The 21041-nt window shown below is 39.5% G+C and carries 20 protein-coding genes and 1 pseudogene; 10 read left to right on the top strand and 11 right to left on the bottom strand.

Going from position 1 to position 21041, the window contains the following annotated elements; genetic code table 11:
* Nucleotides 1-43 precede the first annotated feature (43 nt).
* The 6 genes from M1D65_RS02890 to M1D65_RS02865 all read left to right on the top strand — a co-directional run bounded on the left by M1D65_RS02890 (nucleotide 44) and on the right by M1D65_RS02865 (nucleotide 6583).
* Nucleotides 44-946 carry a DMT family transporter gene (locus tag M1D65_RS02890; RefSeq protein WP_125121446.1) on the top strand — a complete coding sequence of 301 codons (903 nt, stop codon included), beginning with the start codon at nucleotides 44-46 and terminating at the stop codon, nucleotides 944-946.
* Nucleotides 947-1189: 243 nt separating this feature from the next.
* Nucleotides 1190-1891: a response regulator transcription factor gene (locus M1D65_RS02885; RefSeq protein WP_031315634.1), complete on the top strand. Its 702-nt coding sequence runs from the start codon at nucleotides 1190-1192 to the stop codon at nucleotides 1889-1891.
* 3 nt (nucleotides 1892-1894) lie between these two features.
* On the top strand, nucleotides 1895-3343 hold the full coding sequence (locus tag M1D65_RS02880) for a HAMP domain-containing sensor histidine kinase (RefSeq protein ID WP_038827559.1): 1449 nt from the start codon (nucleotides 1895-1897) through the stop codon (nucleotides 3341-3343).
* Entirely contained in the window at nucleotides 3340-4479 is a 1140-nt protein-coding gene (locus tag M1D65_RS02875) for a hypothetical protein (RefSeq protein WP_021481660.1), read from the top strand. The genes M1D65_RS02880 and M1D65_RS02875 overlap by 4 nt, the downstream gene beginning before the upstream one ends.
* 234 nt (nucleotides 4480-4713) lie before the next feature.
* Nucleotides 4714-5541, top strand: a complete 828-nt coding sequence (locus M1D65_RS02870; RefSeq protein ID WP_031315635.1) for a polysaccharide deacetylase family protein — start codon at nucleotides 4714-4716, stop codon at nucleotides 5539-5541.
* Nucleotides 5542-5695: 154 nt separating this feature from the next.
* On the top strand, nucleotides 5696-6583 hold the full coding sequence (locus M1D65_RS02865; RefSeq protein ID WP_077671268.1) for an LCP family glycopolymer transferase: 888 nt from the start codon (nucleotides 5696-5698) through the stop codon (nucleotides 6581-6583).
* A 69-nt stretch (nucleotides 6584-6652) separates the two neighbouring features.
* Here M1D65_RS02865 and M1D65_RS02860 read toward each other — a convergent pair whose 3' ends face one another.
* From M1D65_RS02860 to M1D65_RS02840, 5 genes and pseudogenes are all read right to left on the bottom strand, one after another.
* Nucleotides 6653-7444, bottom strand: a complete 792-nt coding sequence (locus tag M1D65_RS02860; RefSeq protein WP_080474523.1) for a GNAT family N-acetyltransferase — start codon at nucleotides 7442-7444, stop codon at nucleotides 6653-6655.
* Nucleotides 7445-7639: 195 nt separating this feature from the next.
* Nucleotides 7640-7885: pseudogene (locus M1D65_RS02855) on the bottom strand (hypothetical protein).
* A 58-nt stretch (nucleotides 7886-7943) separates the two neighbouring features.
* A complete protein-coding gene (locus M1D65_RS02850) occupies nucleotides 7944-9251 on the bottom strand; it encodes an arsenical efflux pump membrane protein ArsB (RefSeq protein WP_021481665.1) in 1308 nt (435 codons plus the stop codon).
* Nucleotides 9252-9263: 12 nt separating this feature from the next.
* On the bottom strand, nucleotides 9264-9599 hold the full coding sequence (aseR, locus tag M1D65_RS02845) for a metal-responsive transcriptional regulator AseR (RefSeq protein ID WP_014478961.1): 336 nt from the start codon (nucleotides 9597-9599) through the stop codon (nucleotides 9264-9266).
* A gap of 574 nt (nucleotides 9600-10173) precedes the next feature.
* The gene (locus M1D65_RS02840) at nucleotides 10174-11046 is read right to left on the bottom strand and encodes a YitT family protein (protein WP_021481667.1); all 873 of its coding nucleotides are present in this window, start codon (nucleotides 11044-11046) and stop codon (nucleotides 10174-10176) included.
* Nucleotides 11047-11300: 254 nt separating this feature from the next.
* Here M1D65_RS02840 and M1D65_RS02835 point away from each other — a divergent pair, with 254 nt between their 5' ends.
* Both M1D65_RS02835 and M1D65_RS02830 read left to right on the top strand, forming a co-directional pair.
* Entirely contained in the window at nucleotides 11301-11630 is a 330-nt protein-coding gene (locus tag M1D65_RS02835) for a winged helix-turn-helix transcriptional regulator (RefSeq protein ID WP_049140453.1), read from the top strand.
* A gap of 82 nt (nucleotides 11631-11712) precedes the next feature.
* Nucleotides 11713-12285 carry an alpha/beta hydrolase gene (locus tag M1D65_RS02830; RefSeq protein ID WP_031315637.1) on the top strand — a complete coding sequence of 191 codons (573 nt, stop codon included), beginning with the start codon at nucleotides 11713-11715 and terminating at the stop codon, nucleotides 12283-12285.
* Nucleotides 12286-12337: 52 nt separating this feature from the next.
* Here M1D65_RS02830 and M1D65_RS02825 read toward each other — a convergent pair whose 3' ends face one another.
* Both M1D65_RS02825 and pdxR read right to left on the bottom strand, forming a co-directional pair.
* Entirely contained in the window at nucleotides 12338-12763 is a 426-nt protein-coding gene (locus M1D65_RS02825) for a MaoC family dehydratase (RefSeq protein WP_048654930.1), read from the bottom strand.
* Between the two features lie 195 nt (nucleotides 12764-12958).
* Entirely contained in the window at nucleotides 12959-14350 is a 1392-nt protein-coding gene (pdxR, locus tag M1D65_RS02820) for a MocR-like pyridoxine biosynthesis transcription factor PdxR (protein ID WP_456270866.1), read from the bottom strand.
* 154 nt (nucleotides 14351-14504) lie between these two features.
* On the opposite strand from pdxR, the gene M1D65_RS02815 reads away from it, so the two are divergent.
* Both M1D65_RS02815 and M1D65_RS02810 read left to right on the top strand, forming a co-directional pair.
* On the top strand, nucleotides 14505-15368 hold the full coding sequence (locus M1D65_RS02815) for a DMT family transporter (protein ID WP_456270761.1): 864 nt from the start codon (nucleotides 14505-14507) through the stop codon (nucleotides 15366-15368).
* Nucleotides 15369-15789: 421 nt separating this feature from the next.
* Complete coding sequence (locus M1D65_RS02810; RefSeq protein WP_120027820.1) at nucleotides 15790-16449, top strand: hypothetical protein; 660 nt, start codon at nucleotides 15790-15792, stop codon at nucleotides 16447-16449.
* A gap of 360 nt (nucleotides 16450-16809) precedes the next feature.
* On the opposite strand, the gene M1D65_RS02805 is transcribed toward M1D65_RS02810, so the two are convergent.
* The 4 genes from M1D65_RS02805 to M1D65_RS02790 form a co-directional block, all read right to left on the bottom strand.
* A complete protein-coding gene (locus M1D65_RS02805; protein WP_021481674.1) occupies nucleotides 16810-17403 on the bottom strand; it encodes a YdeI/OmpD-associated family protein in 594 nt (197 codons plus the stop codon).
* 235 nt (nucleotides 17404-17638) lie between these two features.
* Nucleotides 17639-18013 (bottom strand): hypothetical protein, encoded by a 375-nt coding sequence (locus M1D65_RS02800; protein ID WP_032727150.1) that lies wholly within the window; start codon nucleotides 18011-18013, stop codon nucleotides 17639-17641.
* Between the two features lie 230 nt (nucleotides 18014-18243).
* Entirely contained in the window at nucleotides 18244-19536 is a 1293-nt protein-coding gene (locus tag M1D65_RS02795; protein WP_124048524.1) for an MFS transporter, read from the bottom strand.
* A gap of 109 nt (nucleotides 19537-19645) precedes the next feature.
* Nucleotides 19646-21034 (bottom strand): aminotransferase-like domain-containing protein, encoded by a 1389-nt coding sequence (locus M1D65_RS02790; RefSeq protein WP_124073373.1) that lies wholly within the window; start codon nucleotides 21032-21034, stop codon nucleotides 19646-19648.
* Nucleotides 21035-21041: the final 7 nt, after the last annotated feature.

Below are 21041 nucleotides of genomic sequence, written 5' to 3'. Positions count from 1 at the left end.
ACATTAAATAACTGGTTGGTTTTTGTAAAGAGGAGTGGGAAATATGCAAAAGAAAACAGTTCAATTGATAACCTCAAACAGTCTGATGATCTGTTTATGGGCATCTGCTTTTCCGGGAATTCGCGCAGGACTAGAAGGGTACACACCAGAACACCTTGCTTTATTTCGTTTGTTAATCGGCTCTATGGCATTATTGCTTTTTGCTGTTTTGACTCAGATGCGCCTACCCGACTTGAAAGACATTCCTGCCATTTTTCTTTTAGGGTTTTTAGGATTTGCACTCTATCACATTTTGCTGAACATCGGTGAAAAAACAGTTAGTGCCGGAGTTGCAAGCTTACTCGTTACTACGGCACCGATCTTCTCAGCCATGCTATCCCGCCTGTTTTATAAAGAGCATTTTGGATTTACGAAATGGCTTGGCTCTATGATCAGTTTATTGGGTGTATTATTGATTACATTTGGGGCGGGAGACTTTACATATTCAATGAGCGGTATCTTGGTCATCCTGCTGGCAGCATTTTCGGAGAGTATTTATTTCGTTTTTCAAGCCCGCTATATAAAAAAATATGGTTTTATTCCATTCGTTACATTCACCATTTGGGGCGGAACAATACCTATGCTTGTGTTTCTGCCAGGCTTAGGCGAAGAGATGATGAACGCTTCAATAAGCGCAACTTTGTCTATCGTTTACTTAGGATTATTGCCGACGGTTATTCCTTACTTCGCACTAGCATATGTCACTTCACTCGTCGGTGCTTCAGAAGCAACCCTTTCACTTTATGTTACACCGGCTTTAGCCTTGATCATATCTTGGCTCTGGATCGGCGAGATACCCACATTGATCTCTCTGCTAGGCGGAGTGGTTACAGTTGGCGGGGTATGTTTTACCTATTTAACACCCAATAAAATCAAACGATATGGAAACGCTCTTATACATAAATAAAGAAGATACCCGCATCTCTTTTTAATAAGCTCATTTATCAATTAAAATTGTTTACCATAGTCCTCTAATCCAACGATAGCTCAATTCCCCCGATTTTGTTGACGATGGTGAAAATATATCCAATTATAGTTTGATCTGAAGTTCTGAATAACCGCTATTAAAAAGGATGCTATAATGAGTGATATTGCAGACTCTAAGATAGATATATTCAATTTAATCATGAAACAGGGAATGAATGAAATAATGGATAAAACGAAAATACTTATTATTGAAGATGATGGAGCAATAGCAGATCTGCTTTCATACGGGCTTACGCAGGAAGGTTTTCAAACATGTACTGAATCTAACGGAACTTTAGGGATGAAACAGCTAGACCAATTTAAACCCGATCTTCTGCTGCTTGATTGGATGCTGCCAGATTGCAGCGGATTGGATATCTGTAAAAAAGTGACCCAACGCTATAATATCCCTATACTTATGATCACCGCAAAGTCAGATATCACTGATAAAGTCCTTGGGTTGGAATTTGGGGCTGACGATTATATTACAAAGCCATTTGACTTGCGTGAAGTTATCGCCAGAATTCGTACAATACTCAGGCGTCTTGAACAAGCTAACCACGTGAATGATCGAGGATCGTCTAATGAGGATCACATTCAATTAAAAAATATTGTGATGATCCCAGACGAAAGAATAGTAAAAAAAGATGGGATCATTGTTGATTTGACTCCTAAAGAATTTGATCTGCTTAAGACATTGATTGACCATCGTGGAAAAATCTTTACACGTTCAGAGCTGTTGGAATTCGTTTGGGGCTACGATTTTGCCGGGGATACACGTACGGTAGATACTCATATCCAAAGACTCCGTAAAAAACTGGATGCAAGCGACCTCATTAAAACAGTGTTTGGCATTGGATATAAATTCGAGAAGCAGGAGGAGTAGAGAGTGTTACGGACGATCAAGGGTAAATTTATTATTGGTTTTTTTCTGATTTTTTCTCTCTCTTTCCTAGTGCTCAATCAAACGGTCAAAAGTGTCATTTGGTCAAGCAATGAAAAAATTGTGACCTCAGATTTAATAGACTTAAAAAAAAACAGCATCATGTATATCAATCAAGCATTTTTAATCAATCATTATAAAAACAATGAACTATACTTCGGCGATATGGCCGATGAAATAGTGGATAGTTTAACTCATTCAACAGGAAGCAATGTAGGCGTTTATACCGTAGATGGCACTTTGTTGTCTTCTTCTAATAAAACAGTGTTTTCGCAAGGCATTGACGAGGACCTAGCAAAAGCAATTAACGGAAAAAATGCTTATCATATCACCTATGATCGAAATCAAGCACAGGTGTTTTTTTCTTATCCAGTTGTCATTGATGGTGCAAAAGTTGGCATATTGCGTTTTTCTAAAGATTTTAATTTGCTTTACAAACAAAGCGGAGAGATTTTAAATATTATTTTTTATATCGCTCTTGCGATATTTGTGGCGGCGTTTCTTTTCTCTTATATACTCTCCAGACACATCACGATTCCAATCGTCAAGCTGACAGAGGCCACCTCAGAAGTCAAAAAGGGAAAGCTGGATGTGGATATCCATTTTTCTAGAAAAGATGAAATTGGCCAGCTTACGGTTAATTTCAATGATATGATCACCAGAATTAGGGATCAAATTTCAACTATCGAAAAAGATCGGGACAGGTTAAAGGAACTTAATGAACAGGAAAAACGTTTTTTTGACAATATGACCCATGAACTGAAAACACCTCTGACTTCTATTCAAGGCTATGCTGAAATCATAAAACAAAAAGGGGAATCAGATCAGGCGTTTTTTGATAAAGGAATGAATCATATTGTTGAAGAAAGCCGGCGTCTGCACAATTTGGTTATAAAACTTCTTGAGGTATCTAGAGAAACCTCTAAAGAACAATTCGATAGAATTGATGCAGGAACGATTTTGAAAGATGTATGCGAATCTATGAAATTTCGTGCAGAACGATATAAAAAGAAGATCACCTATGAGATAGAAGACAGTCTCTATGTGTATGGTCAAAAGAATAGAGTGCGCCAACTCTTTATTAATCTTTTGGACAATGCGATCAAATACAGTTTATCTCATTCTGAAATCATGATTCAGGCTAAAGTTACGGGAGATCAGGTTCTTTTTATGTTCAAAAATCCAAGTGATCCATATGACGACAACCAATACACAAAAGTGTTTCAGCCTTTTTATTCAATAAACCAAAAGGTGACGGAAGAAGGAAGTTTAGGGTTGGGGTTAAGCATAGTTAAAACAATTGTCGAAAAACATGGAGGAACAATCAAGATGTTCTACGAAGAAAACCATACAATCATCACTATTGAACTAGCTTACATGAAGGTTGAGAACTGATCATGAAGAACAAACGGTTTATTATATTGTCAGGGATATTATTGATTTCCTTGATTTTTGTATCCAGTTATAATATGGGCAAGCGATCTGAAACCATTATCATTCCAAACAAGGAAGAGAGCCAGATTGATGACGATCAGAAGTCGGACTCCTTTCAGGTGAAGAAGATATATCGCCTCCCTCAAGCTGACCAGTTGCTTGGCTGGTCTTCATCAAACTCTGTAGTTGGTTTTTTCAAAGGAAATGACACAACGGAAGGTAAAGCGCAGCATCTTCAGAATGTCTCCTATCCTTTTGAAAAACCTGAAACTCTGCAGAGCATTGACCGCAATACTTCCAACCTTAAGTTGTCTCCCGACGGGAAAAGTATCGCCGGATTAACGATGTCATCAAATAAGATAACACTAAATCTAATATCACTGACGAACAGAAACAAAAAGGAAGTAGCCAGCTTTTCTTCTAGCAAGGATGCCTTTGTACAGGATATTTCATGGTCAAATAATAGCAAATACATTTGTTATCTTGTCATTGACACGGCAAAAAGTGACCAGACTGCGGTCAATGTATTCAACATAGATTCCGGAACCCTCAAAACGTATCCATTGAAGAATGTTGATGAAAAGGATTCGCTTACGGCAGTTTCCATTTCAGATGATGGACGTAGTTTGCTGCTAACCATGTTACAAGGGCAACAATATCGCATTATGACGGGGACCATCAGCGGTGACAGCATCACTATTCAAAATAAGCGGCAGATTAGCCCCTATGGTGAACCTGTTTGGTTAAACAATGACCAATTTGTATTTTTAGGTATCGGAGAAACCTTATACGAATACGACCTCAGAAACAGTGAGCTCTCTGTTCTGCTCGAAAATGTAGCTGTTTTTACCATATCTAATGATCGAAAGAAGATCGCTTACTCTTTATATGACAAGGACAATACTTATGCAGGAAAGCTGCAAGGGAAAAATGTCCTCTACGCAGAACCTATATACCACGGCACCAGCCCATCAGAAATATATTGGAGTCCAGATGGCAGCAACCTGCTCGTTTATGAACAAAACCGGTATATTTCTATGGAAAACTCATCAGCCCGATTTTTTGACGATCGCTCTTATATCATATCCTTCAAGTAAACCTTATTTCTATTGAAATAAGGTTTTTTCTTATACCTGCAAGATATTACATAACAATGATTCCTTCATTTGTTGACATTATGTTTACAAGTTGATCAAACTTCTGCGATAACTCTCATCTATATTAAAAGAGCATCATTTTTACCGGGCTTTGTCTCCATTGGTCCTTCTAATTTATGTGACTCGTTCGCGAGAAAACTAGTTTTGATATCTACAATTGAGGAGTTGGAAAAAGTGTCAAATTCACCAAGAAGGGATCGTAAGTTGAATCAAATAGGAAAAATAGGTTTTGGGATATTGATTATTCTAGGTGTAACGTTACTATGCATTTCCTGGAAGGCACTTGCCGGCCCAAAGCAGGAACCAATAAAAGAAAGTACAAACGCTTCTGAGCAGGCGCATATAGAAACACACAAAAATTCAGCACAGAAAAAAGAACAAAAAAAACCTGCTGAAATCGGGAAGGTCGTTTATTTAACATTTGATGACGGACCAAACCCTGCTGCTTCAGAGAAAATTATGGATTTGCTTCATAAATACAATGCAAAGGGAACGTTTTTTATGTTAAAACCAAATATCGAGCGAAATCCTAATATTGTGAGAAAAATGGCGGAAAACGGTCATTCTGTTGGGTCTCACGGCGTGACGCACCAGGTTTCCGAAATCTATAAATCCCCTGAAAGCTTTGCTGCAGAAATGAACGATACATTGGACTACATTAAAGAAACAACCAAAGTCAACACGCATTTAATAAGAGCACCTTACGGGTCAAAGCCTTACATTACTGGCCCTTTTAGAGATGTTGTGGAGCGTGATCATTTTAACCTGTGGGATTGGACAGTTGACTCAGAGGACTGGAAGTACACTCATGGAGAGTTTGTTAAGAGTGTCATTCAGCAAGTCAAAACCCTTGAAGGAAAAGAGCCGCTTATTGTATTAATGCATGAAAAGCCGACTACCGCGGCGTATTTGGAACAATTATTAAAATATTTCCGGGAAAGCGGATACGAAATGAAAGCAATTCATGATTCAATCAAACCGGTACAATTCAGATTCAATTGAAGTATATATTTAAAGTATCTTTTATGAACTACAAAATATCACGAAGATAAAAGAATTATTTATTAGAGAACCGTTAAGAACCAGTACAACATATAAATATTCAACTTGATCAGGAAGGAATTTGATAGTGAAAATTGGGAGAAGGAAACTGAAAATGCAGAGTATTTTATTGTTTGTTCTAGCCCTCTTGTTAACCATTGGAGGCCTGACCTGCTATAGCATTTACCGAAACGTAGCAAAATCGGTCAACCATATGTATGAACCTCTGCAAAGAGATTCTAAGCAACAAGATGCTAGTCTTGGGCATGATCCTATATCGATTCTTTTGCTGGGAGTAGATGAACGCCCCGGTGATAAAGGACGACCTGATTCGATGATCGTACTGACTTTAAATCCAGAGACGAAAACATCGACGATGGTAAGTATACCGCGTGATACCAGAGTATTTATGCGATCAAAGAATACCAATATTAAAATGAATGCAGCATATACTTACGAGGGTATTGAAGGTGCCGTTCAAACCGTTGAACAATTTTTAAACATCCCAATCAATTATTATATCAAAGTCAATATGGAAGGGTTTAAAGATATTGTAGATGAGATTGGCGGAATCACAGTGAATAATGATTTCCCTTTTACCCTTGAAGGGGTGCATATACCAAAAGGGGAACAGCACCTGGATGGAAAGGTTGCCCTTAAATACGCACGGATGAGAAAAGAAGATCCTCGCGGTGATTTTGGGCGGCAGAAGCGGCAGCGAGAAATCATTAACCAAATTATTCACGAAGGAGCACAATTAAAATCATTAAAAAACTATCAAGGAATTTTGGCTGCCTTAGAAAAAAATATACAAACAAACTTAACACTTGATAAAATGATTGATATTCAACGCTCTTATAAAGAAGCCGTTCAACATGTCAAACAGATCGAAATAAAAGGTGAGGATAAAAAGATAGATCACTTATGGTATCATGTTGTAACTGATGAAACGAGAAAGGACTTATCGAAGAAACTTCGCCAGCAATTAAATCTAGATTCTTAATAAAATAAAAACCGGTATTCACCAACCGCTTACTCATGTAAAGAGAAGAGTTCTTGCCTCTTCTCTTTTTTATGATTTCCCGGAATAAAAAAGAGAGTATTCGATTATTTTCTTAAACCCTAGTTTAGCTGCTAATGCAATGGACGAATTGTTGCAGATATCACAATCCCAGCTAGGAACAATCCCATTTTCCATACAAAACGCTATAAACCTATTTGCTACGCAATAAGCTAACCCCAGTCCTCTATATTCTTCAAGTGTATAGATATCCATTTCCGCTCGATTATGCCCTAAAAATATAGAAGTACACTCACTTACTACATGATTGCCATGTAATACGGCAAATCCAAAACCTTTTGAAGCAAACTGTGAGACAGAATCCCAATACTCCTCATAATACGCGCTGTTAAACGCTGTGCTGTGTGAAATGATGTCTTCGTCTATTCTTTTCAATACAAGACCCTTTGGCAGTTGTAAAGTCCTTTTGGAATATTTTGGTTGATAAGAAAATGCAGCTCTTCTCATTTGGTTTAAGTCATCTTTCAGTATGGGTTTCAGTACGCTATCCCATGTATCACTGGAAGAAAACAAGGTAAATCGTTTTGATGATTTCACTTGTTCTTCATAATATCCTGCAATGAAATCATGAAAATCCCGATTCCCTTGGTCTCCCGCAATAAAATAAATGCCTGATTCAGTTCCTATAAAAAACGATTTAGGAAAGGTTTGATCATCTGCATAAACAGCTCCCGGAATGGTTTGGTCTAATATTGAATAGACAAATGTGGGACAATATTTGTCATCAAACATTGTTTTTAAGCTACTATACTTTTCTTTTGTTAATTCCTGCAAAACAGACAACTCCTTTAAAACACCGTCTTCTTCTTGATTCTGTTCACAAAATCAATTTTCCTCTGTCACTAGCTAAATAACTTCCCTGTTACGAATCTCAGACAAATAAAAAACAAAAACAGGTGTCTGCACTCAGCCCGCAGACACCTGTTGAACAACACATTGCATTATATAACCCAAGAAAACGCTGAGTATATCGATTCTTTATTTCCCAGTTACAGCAAACTGTTTTAAACGGTCACCAATTTCAGCACGGACCCTTTGAAAACACTTCTTCTGTTCCGTGTGCTTTTGCCGGATCATCAAATTTATCCGATGTTTGATTTGAAATATCAATCCCTGCTTCTTTCATTGCTTTGACAGCACTCGATGTCATCCATGAGCTTCGATTCCTGCGCTGTACACATTCCACTTGTCCCCAAGGTATTTTCTCCCCCACCCTTCAGCCATTTGGCTGCGGCAAGAGTTACCAGTGCATTGTTTTCCTTGATATAGTGACCTTGTCCTTTTAGAAACAAGAATGGATTATCAGCAGCCAAATATACAGGCCGACAAGTGTGATCAATAAAGTGGGTATCGTGAGGATAATTCCTGTTTTAAAATACGTGCCCCAGGAAATTTTCATACCTTTGTGCGAAAGAACATGAAGCCATAATAATGTCGCCAAGGAACCAATCGGTGTTATTTTAGGTCCTAAATCTGAACCGATCACATTTGCATAAATAAGCGCTTCTCTCATCATCCCATGTGTATCTGTACTGGCAATAGCCAATGCGTCAATCATAACAGTCGGCAAGTTATTCATAATGGAAGAAAGAATCGCCGCAATAAAGCCCATTCCAATTGTCCCAGCAAACAATCCTTGATCAGCTGCGGCTTGAATCACATCTGAAAGGACATCCGTTAATCCGGCATTTCGGACACCATACACAACAACGTACATGCCAATTGAAAAGAATACGATAGCCCATGGCGCCTCTTTCATCACTTTCTTTGTATGGACGGCCGGACTCTTTTGCGCAGCGATTAAGAAAATGATCGCAATGCTGCCCGCTACCACTGATACAGGGATAGAAAAAAATTCACTTGCAAAATATCCAATTAACAGCAGCCCTAAGATATACCATGACAGTCTGAACATGTTTTGATCTTTAATTGCTTCAACAGGTTTTTTAACCTCAGTCAGATCATAGCGTTTTGGTATGCTTTTTCTAAAGAAAAGGTAAAGTACAATGATGCTCGCCAGCAGCGAAAACAAGTACGGGACAACCATTCTGGATGCATAATCAATAAACGTAATATGAAAATAGTCCGCTGAAACAATGTTGACCAAATTGCTCACTACTAAAGGAAGCGAAGTGGTATCCGCAATAAATCCGCTGGCAATGATAAAAGGAAAAACTAATTTTTCATTAAAATGTAATGCTCTGACCATCGCTAATACGATTGGTGTCAATATAAGAGCTGCACCGTCATTTGCAAATAACGCGGCGACAATAGCTCCTAATAGAGATACATAAACGAACATCCGCACACCGTTTCCTTTTGCAGCCTTAGCCATATGAAGCGCTGCCCATTCAAAGAAACCGATATTATCAAGAATTAACGATATCAGTATGATGGCCACAAAAGCCAAGGTCGCATTCCAAACAATCCCTGTCACAGTTAACACATCATGAAAATTGACAACACCTGCTATTAGAGCTAAAACTGCGCCTCCACAGGCTGACCACCCTATAGATAAATTTTTCGGCTGCCATATGACCAATACTAGAGTTAATAAAAAGATGAATACTGCCAAAATCATTGATGTCAATCTAATGCCTCCTTACTGGCAACACGCTTGAGTTTTCTTTTGTTTGATATGGTTTAACAATTCATCCTCCTGATCGATTTGATGTAAGATCAATTGCAATGTATCAAACTCAGGACAGGAACCATTTATTGAATAATAACGCCATTGGCCTCTTCTGTCCTCATTCACAAAACCTGCGTTTCTTAATTTCCGCAAATGCTGGCTTATGGCGGGCTGGCTCATTTCGAACATATCAACCAATTGACAGACACAATATTCTTTTTCAAGAAATAATCTCATCATTATAAGCCTAGTTTGATCACTAAGTGTTTTCAAACAACGAGTCATCGCCGCAACATCAATCGTCATATGAGCTCCTCCTTCCCAAATCAATATATAAGCAAATCATTATATACACGCCAAATGATTCTACATTCCCCTTTACGTTTCCATATGTAGCGCTCCGTATATCTTAAGGATCAAAACTACGAAACGAAAACCTGAGTAGCTCCCCGCGTTACCTTAGCGCCACCGTCATTATATAAACTTTTATTTATATAAACAATCCCTTATATTTGGAACATCAAATATGTTTGATTCAATTAATATCAATCTCTTTATTTTCCTTTACCCATTGTACATTGAACCGAGTACGGCAATATAGCTTGTGTTTGCTTTTGGTTTTTGGCAGGAAGGATGGCCAGGACAACACTTATGGCGGACAAAGCATTTCATTCCCAAATCAGTAACTGAAATGGATATCGGACAGGAAAGCATAATACAATCAGCAATCAGCAAAATACAAAAAATACCAAGGGTTTTGATACCCTTGGTATTTATGATTGAGACCTTCACCGGTTATTCACCCACAAGCCTCAAAAAAGTGTTTTTGATTAAATTACCCGCGGCATGTCAGTTACGGTTAAAAAGGTCATTCTATTTTTTAGTGATGATTAAGATTTCTAAAATTGCTGCCCTTCACTTCAGCTACGTCATATACGGTGACAAAGGCGGATTTATCAATATCATTAATAATTTCCTTTAGTTTGGTTTCTTCTAAACGGTTGATGACACATGTGATTTCTTTAAATTTCTCGTGGGAAAAACCCCCGTAAGCTTCTTTATATGTGGCGCTTCGGCCTAATTGATCACGTATTGTCTCTACCATTAATTCTGGTTGGGTTGTAATAATTTGAAAGGTTTTAGAGCCGCTTAAGCCTTCCTCCACAACATGAATCACTTTGGATGCAATGTAGTAAGCAATGACTGAAAGCAATGCCCCTTGTAAGCCAAATACTGTGGAAACAAAAATAAACACAAATAGGTTTAAGAATAGAATGAGATCGCTCGTTCCGAAGGGCAGTTTTCGGGATAGCAGCACAGCAAGCATGTCAATACCATCTAATGCGCCGCCATTACGCAGCGCCAGCCCCATTCCAAATCCAAGGATAATCCCGCCGACAACGGTAATTAACAGGGTATCTCCTTCTATGATTGCGGGTGTGTGGTGGAAAAAGCTTGTCCCCGCGGCAAGCGATACGATTCCGATAATTGATAATAATGCAAAGCTTTTCCCTATTTGCTTATATCCTAACCAGACAAATGGAATGTTGATCACAGCAATCAAAATCCCCAGCGGCAAGTTGAATAGCTGTGAACCAACGATGCTCAGACCCGTCACCCCTCCATCAGATACACTGTTTGGAATGAGCACTGTTTCTAGTCCATACGCCGCTATGATTCCTCCAATGATAACCATGATGATTTGGAAAATCATTTTCGCTTTAAATTTCTTATGTTTTTTGGTTGTATTCATACCATTCCTCATTTCTCAAATATTTCGTTATATTTAAATATACCATAATAGATATTTTCAGCTAAAAACATGCGTTTTTTTAAATAAAGTAATTAACAGTAAGGTAACCCTCTTTGACTTAGAACATTCATGTACCGTATCGCCTGTTGAGCAAGCGGCCCCTTTCACTTCAGATCGTGAATCGCCCTCAAACTTCAACACCGAAAATCCTAATTTATTCTGATATGATACTTAAAAAAGGAGGTTTGATTACAATGAATAACCTGTGCCGCAGTAAACAAGCCCCATTTGAATACACCTTATCTCTTATAGGGGGCAAATGGAAAATGAGAATCCTCTATGAGTTAGGGTGTGAAAAAACGATGAGATACGGCGAGCTGAAAAGGGCTATGCCCTTCATCACCCATAAAATGTTAAGCGCACAGCTTAAGGAATTGCAAACTGACGGCCTTATTCATCGGACTGAGGTTTCTCAAACCCCACTGAAAGTAGAGTATTCGTTATCTGACAGAGGGCGATCTTTGTACCCCCTCATAGATGAAATGTGTAAGTGGGGAATGGCACAAGGAATGCCTCATATGTAAAACTACTTACAAAAAAGTGCGTACTTGTTTCCCATTGAGAGGAATTTTATACTGAATGAAAATGCTTCGTGTGGAGGAAAAAATGACAAAACAAGTCTATATCATTCATGGCTACGGAGCCTCCTCAACAAATCATTGGTTCCCTTGGCTGAAAAAACGCCTGCTCGCAGATGGGGTCAAAGCAGACATTTTAAACATGCCTAATCCGCTCCAGCCAAGACTTGAGGATTGGCTGGATACACTCTCTTTATATCAGCACACTTTACATGAAAATACGTATTTGGTTGCGCACAGCTTAGGTTGCCCCGCCATTTTGAGATTTTTGGAACATCTTCAATTACGAAAACAGCTTGGCGGAATCATACTTGTTTCCGGCTTTGCCAAATCATTGCCCACTTTAAAGATGTTAGATGAATTTACACAGGGATCGTTTGATCATCAAACAATCATTGAGTCCGCGAAGCACCGTGCTGTCATTGCTTCTAAGGACGACCAAATTGTGCCTTTTTCATTCAGCAAGGATCTGGCACAACAAATTGATGCTGCGTTATATGAAGTTCAGCACGGAGGTCATTTTCTAGAAGATGAGGGATTTACTTCTTTGCCTATTGTTTATGATGTTTTAACCTCTTATTTTTCAAAGGAAACTCGCTAACATCTTTCACCCATCTGCTTCAATCGAGCCCGCGAAAAGCGGGCTTTCTGAGTTATCGTTTCATCAATACGGATAACTCACCTTCAAACACTTTTACTTCTTTTTGATTATAAGTAGATAACAATACTGTGAGTATTCCCAATTCATTTCTCTTTGGCTGCTTATCAAGAACCTCAACAATTGTAAACAATTCATCATCCGGATATACGGGTTTTATGAATGTCATATGATTCATCTCTGTTCCGGCTATAATATCGTCTCCATAGAGACCTTCTTCAATCCAAAGTTTAAAAGATATGGCCAGTGTTTGTATGCCGGAAGCGATAATTCCATTAAATCTGCCTTTACTCGCTTTTTCTTCATCTACATGCATATACTGAGGGTCAAATTCACCCGCAAACCGCATAATATCATCTTTTGTTACTTTTAATGATTTTGTTTTGAAGACCTGGCCAATTGTAAACTCATCTAACTTCATTCTTACACCTCTATTTTTTCAATTGTCTATTTTGTTTATTTTAGCACTGTGATGAGCAAATAAAAAATTCTGTTTTTCGCTAAACAGACATATCGTGGGCTGGACTGCTGGCACTCATCATATACTTAAAAAATATTGAACAGCTCTCAACACTTAGTTCCGTCACTTGGCCGTTTTGCTAAACTGAAAGCTCCCTCATATCTTCCAGGCAGCCTTCAGTTTTTTTATGCCTTCTCTTATGTCGGATTCAGAAACCCCTGCAAACCCGAGCGAGACCGTTTTTGTAGGAGGATGATTTTGATAAGAAAGAGAAACAGGATAAATTTTTACTCCATGTTTTTTCGCCTTCTCAATTAACTCTTTTTCACCAAATGGCAAATAAACGTCAAGTAAGATACGAAGCCCAGAGTTTTCTCCGCGGATTCTGACATGCTCTCCTAATTCCCTTTGCACTGCCTCTAATACAATGGCTCTTTTTTTGCGGTAAAGTTTTCTCATTCTGTTGATGTGTTTTTGCCACTCTCCATTTTTTATAAATTCAGCTAGGGTTAGCTGACTGTGGCAGGACACTGTTTGCTTATATAAGGACGTGATTTCATGCCCCTTTTTTAAAAGAGGTGAAGGAAGAATCATATAGCTGATACGCAGCGAGGGCAAAAGAGACTTAGAAAAAGTGCCCATATAAATGACACGGTTATGCTGATCAAGCCCTTGAAGAGAAGGAACCGGCTGTCCTGTGTACCTAAATTCCCCGTCATAATCATCCTCTATGATAAAGGATTGATTTTCGGCCGCCCATTTGAGCAGCTGAATTCTTCTGTTTATTGTCATTATGGTTCCCAGCGTAAATTGATGGGAAGGTGTGACATATACAAGGTTTGGCTGCTGTTCTTTGACCTTCTGTATACAGATTCCTTCATCATCGACTGGTATAGGAACAATATTCATGCGGTTGGCTTCAAAAATCTTGCGTGCTCTTGGATAACCAGGATCCTCATACCCTATAGAAATATTCGGCTCAAAAACTTGGCACAAGATTTGCAGCAGAATAGGGTTCCCGGCTCCTATAATCACTTGTTCAGGGCCGCAATGAACCCCCCGAGATTGATACAGGTACTCTGCAATGAGTGTTCTCAGCTCAAACTCTCCTAAAACATGTCCCGGCCGATAAAGCTCGTGTCCATATTGGTCTAAGCTATTGACCATGCTTTTTCGCCATGCGGAAAAAGGGAAGTAAGAAGAATCTACATTCCCATAATGAAAATCAATCCATTGTTTATTTTCTTCTGCTTCTTGTTGGATGGGTGTTGTGCTTGGCATTCTATCATAAGCAAAATCAGAATCATGATAATCAGCAAACCACCCGCTTCTTGGCTTGCTCACAATATAGCCCTCAGCAGCGAGCTGTTCATAGGCACGTTCTACAGTCGTTTGGCTGATGGAAAGCTGATTCGCCAAGAGTCTTTTTGAAGGAAGCTTCATTCCTTTTTGAATACGGCCCCGATGCATATTTTCTTTAAAATACCGATAAAGCTGCTGATAAAGCGGACTATCCAGATTTCTATTCAAAAAAGGCGTGATATCCATTTGCACGTTGTTCTCCTAACTGGTATGCATTTTTTTATGAAAACTGGCCGTTTAAAAAAGGCCAATTCCAGTTTATAGTCATTGTAATCCTTAGCTGCTGGTTTTGTTAAGAAAATACAGACAATGAACAAGAAAGATATGTGGAGTGATTATAATGAACAAAACAACAAATGGCTGGATAAATGGTTTTATAGGCGTACTCATTTTCAGCGGCTCGCTGCCTGCGACCCGTTTGGCTGTGTCAGACTTCGATCCGTTATTTCTCACCGTATGCCGCGCTGCGATAGCTGGTGTACTGGCGGGAGGTCTCCTTCTCATCTTCCGGCAGCAGCATCCTTCCAAAAGAGACCTCATTTCATTATTAGTGGTAGCGTTTGGCGTAGTGATTGGTTTCCCGTTGCTGACAGCTTTAGCGCTTCAGCATGTCACTTCCGCACACGCCATTGTCTTCATTGGACTTCTTCCACTCGCAACGGCGGTCTTCGGCGTACTGCGCGGGGGTGAACGCCCTCGGCCCGTCTTCTGGATTTTCTCAACCGTTGGCAGCTTGTTAGTAGCAGGTTTCGCCCTCATTCAGGGGGGAGGTTCATCCCCGCTTGGCGACGCGTACATGCTGGCTTCTATTGTCGTATGCGGTCTCGGTTATGCAGAAGGGGCAAGGCTTTCACGGCGTCTGGGGAATTGGCAGGTGATCTCATGGGCACTCGTTCTGTCGCTTCCTCTTATGCTGCCATTGTCGTTCTTTTTTACGCCGGACTCATGGTCAGCGATCGGCGTTCCCGCACTGCTCAGTCTTGCATATGTATCCTTATTCAGCATGCTGATCGGCTTTGTGTTCTGGTATCGAGGTCTTGCCCAAGGCGGAATTGCGGCGGTTGGGCAGCTCCAGCTTCTCCAGCCTTTTTTTGGACTGCTGCTTGCCTCAGTGATTCTGCACGAGAAAGTGGGCTGGGCACTCGTAGCAGTAAATATCGCCGTTATCATGTGCGTTGCAGCTGCACGGCGATTTGCAAAGTAAGGCAGACCTTTATCGTAAACTTCAAAAATGCATGAGGGTATAAAAATACCAAGGGCCAGCAACCCTTGGTATTTTGCACGCGATCGAGCAAACTTGAGTCTCCCGCTTAGACATATAAGTCAACACCCATTTACCTGCCGCCATTATCAAATCCTCTCTAATAAATCTCCCACTTTTTCTGCCATGACACGAGGCGGATAAGGCATTTCGTTTTTGTTTGCATTTATATCCCACTTTACATTCAATACCTGAAGAAAAAGGGGCAAAACTTCTTAAGAATTCTTAAGTTTTCGCGATGCTATTCAAGATCGTTTCCTCTTCTTAAACAGTTTTCAATATCATCCTATCTATTCCATGGTAATATTTAGATACATAAACTTATATATGAAGCTGACCTGAATTAATAGAGAGGAATGAAAAAATGAAGAAACGCAGAAAGATATGTTATTGCAATACTGCCCTGCTGCTTATGATTTTGCTTGCTGGATGTACGGACAGTAAGGATGGAGAAGCACAACAACCTTCAAATCAAGCTTCTGCTGTACAATCTGACGAAAAACACACTGAGCCTGAAGAGAGCACCAAAATACGCAAGGATGAAGCGGAGCCAATAACAGAATCAGAAGAATCCGCAACAAAAGCTGCAAATGATACCTCTTCAGCAGAAGAGAAAAGCAAAGAAGACAATGTATTGGCAGCATACTCTTCGGAAAAAATCGAATATGCCAGAGTTTGGCTTCAACTCGGACCTAATCAAGAGATAGATGAATTAAATGTTCGACATATTTCGGCTGGCGAGCCAATTAATCCTAATGATGATACAAGTGCCAGCTATCCAGAAGATGTAACCCAGTTAGCAGGTTCTCGTTTAGTGGATGGATCAGTCACTTATCATGGCAATGGGGATGGCACGATTCATGTATATAATGTGCCTTTACGCTGGGATTCTGCTGATGATGTAGAAAAAGGTGTCATGCGGGAAGTGACTGAGAGTATCATAAAAAACAGAAAAACAGTGTACGTTGATACAGGCGACGATGAAAAAATCAAGCGGCTCATTGATATCATGATGATTCATTAATCAGTATTCGTTTGTCTGCACCTGACTAAATACAATGGTTAATAAGGAAATAAGATATATTAATATAAAAACAAAGTTTGAAGTGCAGTAACTTGCTGAAAAATCTTCCGGTTCTATTAGTTCTCCTATCAGTTGGAGGCATTCTAAATGTGATGAGCCGTACCGATGAGCTATTTCTAGGTGTTGCATTAATATTTTATAGCGCTGCTAGTGGCATACAATGTTAATCTAAAGAAGCATTTCAGCAGTAAGTGAATGTTGTCCTAAGAAAAACAAGCATCTTACTATGCTTGTTTTTCTTCTATAGAAAGGATCTTATTACGCTATGATGCTATTCCTTTAGCCTGAACCTTGGCGTGCCTAATCCTTTAATCCCTTTCCATCGAGAATTTTTTGCACATATTTTTCGACTCTCGATTCTCGGGTTTTGGATTGTTTGGCTTGAGAAAAATAAAGAGTGTACGCTCTTTGCCGTCCCGGGGTCAATGCTTCAAAAGCAGTTTTCAAGGCAGGGATTTCATCGAATTTATTTTGAAGTTCTTCAGGAATGTTCAATTCAATATTTTTGTTAACTTCCACTTTCAAACCGGCTTTTTCAACTTCAATGGCTTCGTGAATATAGGCTTTCAAAATGTTTTCTAGCTCATTTATTTCCTGAACATTTGTAAACCGAATCTGGCGCGCCGCCTGTACATTCTCCGTTTGTTGAATGAGAATTCCATGGGCATCCTGTAATAGGGCACCTTTGTGAAACAGAAGCGCACAATATTCTTTAAACCCATGTATTAAAACGACATTTTTATTATTGTATGTGTAACAAGGATGCATCCACTTAAAATCTTCAGTCAGCTCACAGTCAAGAATGATGGTTCTCAACTTCTCAAATTCTTCCTTCCACTTTTTCGCTTTACTTAAAAATTCATCAACCTTCGGATTCGTTCTGCTATTTGTCATGAAGGAATTCCTCTCTTTCCAAGCTTTTTACATTTACGTGAATTGACAATAATGAAGTCCAGTTTTATTTTTGACATCTCGGTATTTATTTTATTCTTCTCTAGGTTCCTTCTCTTATTATTCAATAGATTAAGCTTAAAGTAGGGATGATGCAACAAAAAAAAAGAAGGCCCACAAGCCTTCTCTTTTTGTATAATTATTTCACTGACAATCTGAAAAAATAACAATTCGATGATTATATATCTTTTTTATTCTTGCCAATGCATAAGGTTACGGCAACACTAGCTATACTGACTAAAGTTCCTGCAATAGAAACTAAAATTGTCAAAAAGCCATTGGGAATAAGAAAACCAATTGGAATGAGCCCCAGAAAAGTGAAAACGATAAAACATTGGTATACACCAGATATTATTCTTACAACCAAATTGCCAAAAAAGGACATGACTAATGGAGGGATAAATAAAAATACAACGATTCCAATTGAGATCATCAAGATAATAGGTTCATCAAATGAGATGACATGATCTCCAGGCGACTCTTTAGCAGCCGCTAAAACAACAACGATAGACATCATTAGTGTAACAAAAACAAGAGAAAACCTTTTTAACAACGTTATGACTCCTTTACCTAAAGCGAGTAATCCTGCCTTTTTCAAATCCGATAACCATTTTATGTGATTCAATTAAAGAATATGCAGTGAGTGACATAGCTATAAGGAATCCTGTTCAAATCTTTATAATAGATTTAATGGAGCAACTATAGTTCGTTAGAATATTAGATGCTGCAATATACTTTATCTAACAATATAACAAATTAATGTAAATTAAACAATCCTACCCTTTAGCGGCCCCTAGACCATACCACCACCGGAATGAGTAATAAGGACAAAATCCCTCCAATAAGTGATAATGCGAGGTAACTTGAACCTGCCACAATCATTCCAGATAATGCTCCGCCAGCAGCTCCTGACAACGCAATCAGAACATCCACTGTCCCCTGCGTTTTAGCTCGTGTGGCAGTATCAGTTGAATCTACAATAAGGGCAGTCCCGCTGATCAAACCAAAATTCCACCCTAATCCCAGTAAAGAAAGAGCAATGACGAGAAGAACCATAGAATCTCCCGGAGCAAATGCTGCTATTACACCTGCCAAAAGCAACGTTGTTCCAGAGGAAATAGCCATTGCGGTACGTCCCAACCTATCTACAAGAACACCTGTAACCAGTGAAGGGAGATACATAGCACCTATATGAAAACCAATAACAAGACCGACTGCACCCAAGTCATGCCCATGATGTCTCATATGAACCGGTGTCATTGTCATAATAGCTACCATTACTATTTGGGTAAGAACCATAACCGTTGCCCCAACGATTATCCCTTTTTTGTTTTCTGTATGCTCAGTTGCCGCCAAATGTCCTTTATCACCAGGCTCTTCATTTGCCGCTTCTATTGTTCTTGCTATAACTAATGGATCTGGACGAAGCATAATGAAAAGGACCACACCTGCTAACATATATGCTGCTGCGGCTAAAATGAAAGGGCCAGCAAGTGATGGAACACCAATAGAAAGAGCGAAATCCCCCATCACATTCACTAAGCTTGGACCTGCCACTGCGCCAAATGTAGTAAAAACCATGGTTATACTAACAGCAGTCGCTCGCTGCTTATGATTTGCTAAGTCTGTACCTGCATAACGGGCCTGTAAATTAGTGGCTGTACCTGCACCGTAAATAAGCAACGAAATAAATAACAAGAAAATACTATTTATGATTGCTGCCATAATAACGCCTATTGCTCCAAGTCCGCCAATCATAAAGCCAGCTGAAAGACCTGTTCGACGGCCATAACGTTGAGAAAGTCTTCCAACAATTAATGCAGATCCTGCTGACCCTAAAGTAAACAAAGCAGAAGGAAGACCAGCAAACGCATCAGTGCCAAGCATTTGCTGTGCAATAAGCGCACCGACAGTCACTCCTGCCGCCAGCCCCGCACCGCCAAAAATTTGTGAGATACTCACAACGAATAGTGTACGCTTGTATAACGATTTTTGTTTTTCTGGTGAACTGATGTAGCTTTGTAATGAAGCAGTTTGAACATCTATTGCTTTTACGCTGTCCTTGTCTAACATCATCTGACCTTCCTTTCTAAAAGCCAATTTTGTATAAACCTCCCTCTAGATGTGGATCATCATAACACGCACAAAAAAGCCATACAATGTCATAATTGTATGGCAAACAATATTAGGTAAGATCGTCTAGCAAACGTCTCAGGATCATTAATCCTTGTTCAAGCTCTTCAAGTGTTTTTGGTGCACAGACAGAAACCCTTACAGCCCTTTCAGGACAACTATTGCCTACTACAAAGCGTTCAGCCGCATACACTTGCACGCCATGTCGAGCAGCCAACTCTTCAAATTGAGCGCCAGTTATTTTACCGGGTAACATCAACCAACGAAAAATGCCTGTTTCAACACCTAAACATGTATATCCCGCAACATATCGGTTTACGATTTGATTTCTGCGAATGGTTTGTTCACGATGACTCTCAATTAAGACTTCAAATTGATTTGATACAATCGTGCGAGCAGTAAGTTCAGCTAATAGCGGGGAAACGGTTATATTTAAATTATAAAGCGCCTTTGATATTGGCTCCTTATATTGTCTCGGCACTGCTACATAAGCCAAACGCAGGCCTGGCGCTAACGATTTTGATAAACTTGCAATATGAATAACCTGTTGCGGTGCGAATGAGGCGAGTGCCGGAAGCGGCTTTTTGCTAAGAAGATGGTACGATGCATCCTCAATAACAAACAGATTATATTTCTTTGCAATGTCTGCAACCATTCTTCGATTCTCAACAGACATAAAGGAAGTCGTCGGATTATGATAATCCGGGATTAAATACAAACCTTTAATATTTTCGTTTTTACACGCATATTCAAGTGACTCCGGACTCATTTCATCGTTCTCTGATTTTATCGGTACGATTTGCACACTAAGCAATGATGCAACAGTTTTTAATCCAGGGTACGTATGATGGTCAACTCCGATGCGATCTCCAGGCTTACAAAGACTCGCCAAAGTCGCAGCAATCGCATTTTGCCCTCCATTTGCAAATAAAATGTGATCAACGGATGTTTCAAATCCGCCTCTTTGGATGAGCTTTACAGCTGCATCTTTTTGCCAAAGGCTTTCACCTGCCCGGCCATAGCTAAACCATTTTTCATAATCCTCCTCATGAACCATGTTTTTTAGTTGGTATAACAAGGGCTCATATGAAGCGTGATCTGGAAGTATTGCTCCCATTTCAATTAAATGTGTCGGCTTAGTATCCTCAAGTAAATACGCATTCGACAACGCATCATACGATACAAATGTGCCGCTCCCTACAGTCGCACTCAGCAGCCCTTTTAACTCACACACTTTAAATGCTTTTGAAATCGTACTCACATTTAAATCTAGATAATCGGCCAATTCTCGCTGTGGAGGAAGTTTTGTTCCAGGTAATAAAACTCCGTTTAAAATATCCTGTTCCAATTGCCCTGCAAGTGCTTTATAAATAGGCTTTTCAGCTTTATCAATCGATGGCTTCCAGCTCATCGGATAGTTTTCAAAAGAATTGATAGGCATGATACGC

The sequence above is a fragment of the Bacillus sp. JZ39 genome, from assembly GCF_053903145.1.
This window is presented reverse-complemented; position numbering and strand designations above follow the sequence as displayed.